We start from the raw sequence: 7,831 nt of genomic DNA, 5'->3' as shown, positions 1-7,831 counted from the left end.
CCCGGCCATGACGATTAAACTCCGGCTAACGCAGGTAATCTCTCGTCATGCCACTCCGCCTGATCTTCATGGGCACGCCCGATTTCGCGGTGCCGACGTTGCTGGAGCTCGTCGCCCACGGCCACGAGGTTGTGGCCGTCTATACCCGCGCGCCGAAGCCCGGTGGCCGTCGTGGACTGCAATTGCAGCCGACCCCGGTCGAGCAGGAGGCGCGGCGGCTCGGCATTCCGGTGCTGACGCCCGCGACCTTGAAGACGCCGGAAGCGCTCGCCGAATTCCGTGCGCACAATGCCGATGCGGCCGTCGTGGTCGCCTATGGCATGATCCTGCCGCAAGCCGTTCTCGACGCGCCGCGCTACGGCTGCTTCAACCTGCATGCTTCGTTGCTGCCGCGCTGGCGCGGCGCCGCGCCGATCAATCGGGCCATCATGGCCGGCGACGCCGAGAGCGGCGTGATGGTGATGAAGATGGACGTGGGTCTCGACACCGGCGATGTCGCGATGGCGGAGCGCCTGGCGATCACGGACACCATGACCGCCACGGATCTGCATGACGCACTGGCGCCGCTCGGCGCCGACCTGATGGTGCGCGCGATGGGCGGGCTTGAGCGCGGCGGGCTGCAGCTCACCAAGCAAAGCGAGCAAGGCGTGACCTACGCCGCCAAGATCGACAAGGCCGAGGCGCGGATCGACTGGCAGCGGCCCGCACGAGAAGTGCTGCGGCATATTCACGGGCTGTCGCCGTTTCCCGGCGCCTGGTGCGAGATTGTCGCCGATGGCGAGCCGGCGCGCATCAAGGTCCTGCGCTGCGAACCGGCTGATGGTTCTAGCGCGCCGGGCGAGGTGCTCGACGACCGCCTGACGGTTGCCTGCGGTGAGGGCGCGATCCGGATTCTGGAACTGCAGCGCGAAGGCAAGGCGCGGATGAAGGCTGCGGACTTCCTGCGCGGTACGCCGCTGAAGGCTGGCGCGCTCTTTTCTTGACACTGTCATACCCCGCGAAGGCGGGGTATCCAGTACGCCGTGGCGTTTGAAGTTGAACCGAGACGCCGCAGCGTACTGGATCATCCGCCTTCGCGGATGATGACAGCCCGATTGGATTGAGATGCCCCGCTACAAGCTCATCATCGAATATGACGGCACGCCGTTTTCGGGCTGGCAGATCCAGGACAACGCGCCGACGGTGCAGGGCGCGCTGGAAACGGCGGTGAAGGCAATCTGCGGCGAGTCCGCGCGGGTGCACGGCTCGGGCCGCACCGACGCCGGCGTGCATGCGCTGGGGCAGGTCGCGCATTGCGATATACAGAAGCCGTTTCCGCCGGGACGCCTGCGCGACGGGCTGAACGCGCATCTGCGGCCGCACCCGATCGGCGTGCTCAGTGCGGAAATCGTGCCCGATGATTTCGAAGCGCGCTTCTCCGCCATCAGGCGGCATTACCGCTATCGCATCACCAACCACCGGGCCAATCTCGCGCTCGATATCAAGCGTAGCTGGCGTGTGCCGCGCCATCTCGATACCGATGCGATGGACGCCGCGGCCAAAAGACTGCTCGGCAAGCACGATTTCACGACCTTTCGCGACACCGAATGCCAGGCGAAGTCGCCGGAGAAGACGCTCGACCAGCTCGATGTCATCAGAGAAGGCGATGCGGTTTCGATCCTGACCTCGGCGCGCTCGTTCCTGCACAGCCAGGTGCGCTCGATGGTGGGCTCGCTGGTCTGGGTCGGCGAAGGCCGCTGGAGCGCCAATGACCTCGCCGCCGCGCTCGCCGCCCGCAACCGCGCCGCCTGCGGCCCCGTCGCCCCGCCGGAAGGATTATATCTGGTGCGGGTGGAGTATTAGCCGACGCCGACGATCTTGTAGGATGGGTGGAGCGAAGCGATACCCATCGGGCTAGCGGCGAAGTGATGGGTATCGCTGCGCTCCACCCATCCTACGATTCTGGCAATGACGGCGTTGCGCTAGGTAAAATACCTGTCCAGCACACCCCGATAAATCTGCGTCAGCTTCTCCAGGTCGGACACCGGCGTGCGCTCGTCGATCTGGTGCATGGTCCGGCCGACCAGGCCGAACTCGATGACAGGGCAATAGCTCGAAATGAAGCGTGCGTCCGAGGTGCCGCCGGAGGTCGAGAGCTCCGGCTTGCGGCCGGTGACTTCCTCGATCGCGCTGACGGCGAGATCAGTGAAAGCGCCGGGCTTGGTCACGAACACGTTGGAGTTGGAATATTCCCACACAATGCGGGCGCGGATGCGGTTGCCGCAGGCTTTCGCCAGCCGTTCCTCGACCAGCGCGCGCAGCGTCTCCTGGGTGTGGTTGTCGTTGAAGCGGATGTTGAATTTTGCGCGCGCCTGGCCCGGGATCACGTTGCTGGCGGTGTTGCCGACGTCGACGGAAGTGAATTCGAGATTGGAGGCCTGGAATTGCGCGCTGCCATGATCGAGCGGCTCATCGGAAAGCGCCACGATCAGCCGCGAAATATCCGGCACCGGGTTCGACGCGCGGTGCGGATAGGCGACGTGGCCCTGCACGCCGTCGACATAGAGCGTGCCGGATTGCGACCCGCGGCGGCCGATCTTGATGCAGTCGCCGAGCACTTCGACATTCGAGGGCTCGCCGAGCACGCAATGATCGAATTTCTCGCCGCGTTCGGCGCACCACTTCAGAAGCTTGATGGTCCCGTTGACCGAAATGTCCTCTTCGTCGCCGGTGATCAGAAACGAGATCGAGCCGCCGCCATTCCTTTGCGGCTTGCCGCCATTGTCGGCGAGATATTGCAGCACCGCGGCGACGCTGCAGGCGATGCCGCCCTTCATGTCGACCGCGCCGCGGCCGTAGAGGAAGCCATCCTTGATGTCGCCCGAAAACGCGCCGTGGCTCCATGCGGCCTCGTCGCCGGCCGGCACCACGTCGGTGTGGCCGGCAAAAGTGATATGCGGCGCTTCAGTGCCGATGCGGGCGTAGAGGTTGTCGATGTCTGATGTGCCGGGCTCGCCGAAGGTCACGCGGTGCACCTCGAAGCCGGCGTCTTTCAGCAGCCGCTCGAGGACGCCGAGCGCACCGGCATCGGCAGGGGTCACAGAAGGGCAGCGGACGAGGTCGCGGGTGATGGAAACGGCGTCATTCATACCCCGGCTTAACACGCCAAACCGGCGGCGGGCCAGCCTTGTGCGGCACCATTTCGATCTCGCTCTGCTGGTCCCAGGGCGGCCGCGTATCGGGCCGCGGCTTCGGTGCCAGCGGATCGGCGCCGCAAGCGCGCTCCTCAGAATGAGGTCTCAGACCTCATGGTGAGGAGCGCGGCAATGCCGCGCGTCTCGAACCATGTGGCCGTGCTCTAGTCCCGCAGCAGCTCGTTGATGCTGGTCTTGGCGCGGGTGCGTTCGTCGACGCGCTTGACGATCACGGCGCAGGCGGTGGACGGGCCGGGCTGGCCATTCTTCAGCGGCTTGCCGGGCAGCGCGCCGGGAACCACAACCGAATATTCCGGAACTTCGCCCACAAAAACCTCGCCGGTCTCGCGGTCGACGATCTTGGTGGAGGCGCCGAGGAATACGCCCATCGCCAGCACTGCGCCCTTGCGCACGATCACGCCTTCCGCGACTTCGCTGCGCGCGCCGATGAAGCAGTCGTCCTCGACGATCACAGGCTCGGCCTGCAGCGGCTCCAGCACGCCGCCGATGCCGACGCCGCCGGAAATATGCACGCGCTTGCCGATCTGCGCGCAGCTTCCGACCGTGGACCAGGTGTCGATCATGGTCGCTTCATCGACATAGGCGCCGAGATTGACGAAGGAGGGCATCAGCACGACGTTGCGGGCGATGAAGGCCGACCGGCGCACGATCGAGCCGGGGACTGCGCGAAAGCCCGCGTCGCGAAAACGGTTCTCGCCCCAGCCCTCGAACTTCGAGGGCACCTTGTCCCACCACGACGCCTTGCCGGGGCCACCAGGAATCTGGCCCATATCGTTGAGGCGGAACGACAGCAGCACCGCCTTCTTCAGCCACTGATTGACCTTCCACTTGCCATCAGCCTCGCGCTCGGCAACCCGCGCCTCCCCCTTGTCGAGCAGTTCGAGCGCGTGATCCACGGCCTCGCGAACCTCGCCCTTGGTCGAAGTCGAAATGCCGTCTCGGGCATCGAAGGCGGAGTTGACGGTGGATTCGAGCGCGGACAGGGACATCGGGATTTCCTCGGGGGAGAGCGGATTATCGGGCAAAGTCGAAGCGCTTTTTCGGGATTTGGGCAGAGAGAGTCAAGGCGGGATGTCGTCCCTGCGAACGCAGGGACCCATAACCACAGGTGTGAATTGTTGGGCGGGATGATTGCCACGGTGCCCCTTACCAACGGCCGCGGCGTATGGGTCCCTGCGTTCGCAGGGACGACGGAGAGAGTGGATCTACTTTCCGCTCAACCTCTGCAAAAACCCCGTCAGATCATCCGTCACATGATCGACGTAAGCCGCATCCCGGCCTTCCAGCTCCCAATCCTCGCGCACCACCTCCTTGGCGCCGTCGGGCACCACCAGCACCGTGGTCATGCCGAGCTGATGCGGCACCACGAGGTTGCGGGCGAGATCCTCGAACATCGCCGACCTCAGGGGATCCACGCCATGGACGCGCAGGAATCTGTCGTAGGTCTGCGGCGCCGGCTTCGGCTCCAGCTCGGCGGCAATGATGTCGAACACCGCCTCGAAATGCTCACCGATCCCGAGCCGTTCCAGCACCGCGCCGGCATGGTCGGTCGAGCCGTTGGTCAGGATCAGCTTGCGGCCCGGAAGTTTTGCGATTGCCGCGCCCATCGCGGGGTTCGGCTCCAGCGGCGAGTGATCGATCCGGTGTACGTAAGCCAGATAATCGTCGGCGCACACGCCGTGTTCGGTCATCATGCCGCGCATGCTGGTGCCGTAGCGCCGATAGTAATCCTTCTGGATCACGCGGGCCTCTTCCGCGGAGATTTTCAGGAACGCGCTGATGAATTCGCCGATCCGCGCGTCGACCTGCTGCCACAGATTGACGTGATGCGGGTAGAGCGTGTTGTCGAGATCGAACACCCAGGTATCGATATGGCTGAAGGCGCGGGGGGATGCTTTCATGGCTCTCTCAAACCTGTCGTCCCTGCGAAAGCAGGGACCCATACGCCGCGGCGGCTGTTGGTGAGCACGGTGCGCATTGCCTTTGGTCGCGGGTGGCATAGTAGCCAAAACTCAGGCCGGTGGTTATGGGTCCCTGCGTTCGCAGGGACGACGATAGAGTGGTGACCCATCACGGCATCGCAAATCGCAGCGTCTTGCCGCCGCTGCTCATGTCGACCGGCGCAAAGCCGATTGCCGCAAGTCCGCGGGTGCCGCAATCGCCCTGTTCCGATATCTCGAACTTGCTCTCGCGCGTGCAGAGTTCTTTCGGGCCGCCCCAGTTCAACGGCCTGTTCCGGTATTTGACGGCGCGGTTTTCCCCATCGACGGCTTCGGCAAAGCTGTAGACCTGCTTGGGCTGGCCGGTCACATCGGGATGCAGGCATTTGCCGGGATCGATGCGGTACCAGCCACGGCTGGTCACTGCCTTGCCGTCGTCGGTTGCGACCGCCGCCATGACCTTGTGCGGCGTGTCGTTGCACCAGGTCAGCCCCGTGGAGGAGGGCTTTTGCACGGCCTCGATCATGGCGGTGAAGAAATTCTGCGACTGCACGATTTCGGCTGAAAGCCCGCGGCTCTTCAGGAACGCCGACAGCGCGGCCTGCGTCTTCGGTCCGTCGACGCCGTCGATCGGCGCGGCGTCATAGCCCGCGATCACCAGCAGCCGCTGGATGCCGGCCAGCCGTGCCTGCTCGTCGTCATATTCGGAGTCCTCGGCGAGGTAGGCGACAAGGTTGCCGTCATCGCCCCGCGTCGGAGTGATTTGCGTGAACGGCGCCGGCGTCTGCCCGCTGCGGCACTGGCGCGCCGCGGCGATGACGAAATTCTCCGGCGCGATGCACAGCGTATCGTTGCCGTTCTGCGGGATCGGAGAGGCGCCGTAGACGCCGAGCGCGCGTGCGTTCAACAGGATGCGGTCGGCGGTCAGTGAGCCCTGCAGCACCACGCGGCAGGCGGCCGGATCGATCCGGAACCAGCCCCGCGTCGCCGTCGCCGCTTTGTCGTCGATGCCGATCGCGGCCTCGACCACATAGCTCATGCGGTTGCAGAGTTTTAGGTCGGCAAACGCGGGCAGGGAGGAAGCGAACAGCGAGAGTGCCGCGGCCGGCAGTGCGAGGATCGTGCGTCTCCCATACCGCCGCATTCTTGCGCGGAACCGGCGCGCGAACGGCAGGGTCGGGGAGATCGCGCGGGTCACTTGTGGATCAGCGTGCCGGTGCCCTGATTGGTGAACAATTCGAGTAGCACCGCGTGCTGCATCTTGCCGTCGATGATGACGACGCCCTGAACGCCCTGTTCCAGCGCGTATATGCAGGTCTCGACCTTCGGGATCATGCCGCCGGAAATGGTGCCGTCGGCGATCAGTTTTCGCGCATCCTTCACCGACAATTCCGGTATCAATTTCTTCGATTTGTCGAGCACGCCGGGAACGTCGGTCAACAGCAACAGCCGCTTGGCCTTGAGCGCACCCGCCACCGCGCCGGCAAAGGTATCGGCGTTGACGTTGAGCGTGTGGCCGTCATGCGAGGTCGCCAGCGGCGCCAGCACCGGGATCAGCTCGTAGCCAATCAACTGGTTCAACAGCGTCAGATCGACCTTGTCGGGATCGCCGACGAAGCCGAGGTCGATCGCCTTTTCGATGTTGGAATCCGGATCGACCATGGTGCGCGACGTCTTCGACGCCTTCACCATGTTGCCGTCTTTGCCGGAGAGGCCGACGGCCTTGCCGCCGGCTTCGTTGATGTAGCCGACGAGCTGCTTGTTGACCGAGCCCGCCAGCACCATCTCGACGATCTCGATGGTGGCGGCATCGGTGATGCGAAGCCCGGCGGCGAATTCCGACTGGATGCCGAGCCGCTTGAGCATGGTCGCGATCTGCGGCCCGCCGCCATGCACCACCACCGGATTGATCGCGGTCTGCTCCAGCAGAACGATGTCGCGCGCGAACGCCTTGGCGGTCTCCTCCGCGCCCATGGCATGGCCGCCGTATTTAATGACGATGGTTTCCTCGTCATATTGCTGCATATGCGGCAGCGCCTCGGACAGGATGCGGGCCTGATCGAGCGGGCTGATATTCTGCGCTGATGTCATGAAGCGGTCTCGCCATTGCGGATGTCGGGCCGGGTTCTATCCGATTGGCGGGCAGGGCGCAAAGTTGCTTTCTTCCTTCTCCCCCTGTGGGAGAAGGTGGCATAGGCGGCCCTTGGCCGCCGTCTCTTAGAACGCCGATGCTTCGCATCGGCTATGGCGCCGGATGAGGGGTTCTTTCGGCGGAGACAGACCCCTCACCCGTCTCGCCGCCGCTTCGCGGCGTCGATCCACCCTCTCCCACAAGGGGAGAGGGGAAGAAAGAGATTACCCCCGCCTTGGCCAGGCGGCTGCTACCGCCAGCGCCAGCCAGCTTGCGATCAACAGCGTCCCGCCGGTGGGCGCGGCCATTGGGAAGAGGCCGTGGCCGGCATAGTGCCGCAGCGTCACGTCACCGGCAAACAGGCTTGCCGCAAGCACGAAGCCGAAAGCCGCTGCGATCCCGATTTTCGCATGCACGATGCTGCGTTCGGCCAACGCGACGGCGCCCAAAACGGCGGCAGCGTGAAACAGCAGCATCGAGGACGCCGACACCAGCCGCGACGCATCCGCGCCATGGGCCGAGGCCGCCGCCAGCATGACGCCGTCGGCGCCCATGACGGCGGCCAG

The 7,831-nt window shown here is 64.9% G+C and carries 8 protein-coding genes; 2 read left to right on the top strand and 6 right to left on the bottom strand.

Features of this window, described 5'->3' with window-relative positions; translation table 11 throughout:
• Window positions 1-47: 47 nt before the first annotated feature.
• Both fmt and truA read left to right on the top strand, forming a co-directional pair.
• The gene (gene fmt / locus CP49_RS23305) at window positions 48-983 is read left to right on the top strand and encodes a methionyl-tRNA formyltransferase (protein ID WP_057852530.1); all 936 of its coding nucleotides are present in this window, start codon (window positions 48-50) and stop codon (window positions 981-983) included.
• Window positions 984-1,104: 121 nt separating this feature from the next.
• On the top strand, window positions 1,105-1,842 hold the full coding sequence (truA, locus tag CP49_RS23300) for a tRNA pseudouridine(38-40) synthase TruA (RefSeq protein WP_057852529.1): 738 nt from the start codon (window positions 1,105-1,107) through the stop codon (window positions 1,840-1,842).
• Window positions 1,843-1,961: 119 nt separating this feature from the next.
• On the opposite strand, the gene dapE is transcribed toward truA, so the two are convergent.
• The 6 genes from dapE to CP49_RS23270 all read right to left on the bottom strand — a co-directional run.
• Window positions 1,962-3,128, bottom strand: coding sequence for a succinyl-diaminopimelate desuccinylase (dapE, locus tag CP49_RS23295; protein ID WP_057852528.1), 1,167 nt, complete (start codon window positions 3,126-3,128; stop codon window positions 1,962-1,964).
• Window positions 3,129-3,337: 209 nt separating this feature from the next.
• Window positions 3,338-4,183 (bottom strand): 2,3,4,5-tetrahydropyridine-2,6-dicarboxylate N-succinyltransferase, encoded by an 846-nt coding sequence (gene dapD / locus CP49_RS23290; protein ID WP_057852527.1) that lies wholly within the window; start codon window positions 4,181-4,183, stop codon window positions 3,338-3,340.
• 216 nt (window positions 4,184-4,399) lie between these two features.
• Window positions 4,400-5,095 carry a pyrimidine 5'-nucleotidase gene (locus CP49_RS23285; protein WP_057852526.1) on the bottom strand — a complete coding sequence of 232 codons (696 nt, stop codon included), beginning with the start codon at window positions 5,093-5,095 and terminating at the stop codon, window positions 4,400-4,402.
• 169 nt (window positions 5,096-5,264) lie between these two features.
• The gene (locus CP49_RS23280; RefSeq protein WP_057852570.1) at window positions 5,265-6,278 is read right to left on the bottom strand and encodes a DUF1036 domain-containing protein; all 1,014 of its coding nucleotides are present in this window, start codon (window positions 6,276-6,278) and stop codon (window positions 5,265-5,267) included.
• 50 nt (window positions 6,279-6,328) lie between these two features.
• On the bottom strand, window positions 6,329-7,225 hold the full coding sequence (gene argB / locus CP49_RS23275; RefSeq protein WP_057852525.1) for an acetylglutamate kinase: 897 nt from the start codon (window positions 7,223-7,225) through the stop codon (window positions 6,329-6,331).
• Between the two features lie 264 nt (window positions 7,226-7,489).
• Window positions 7,490-7,831: DUF423 domain-containing protein (locus CP49_RS23270; protein WP_063791748.1), on the bottom strand; the 342-nt coding region annotated here is incomplete at its 5' end.

It is taken from the genome of Bradyrhizobium valentinum (assembly GCF_001440405.1).
GTDB lineage: Bacteria > Pseudomonadota > Alphaproteobacteria > Rhizobiales > Xanthobacteraceae > Bradyrhizobium > Bradyrhizobium valentinum.
The sequence above is the reverse complement of the archived record's forward strand: the minus strand, read 5'-3'. Positions and strand labels throughout refer to the sequence as shown.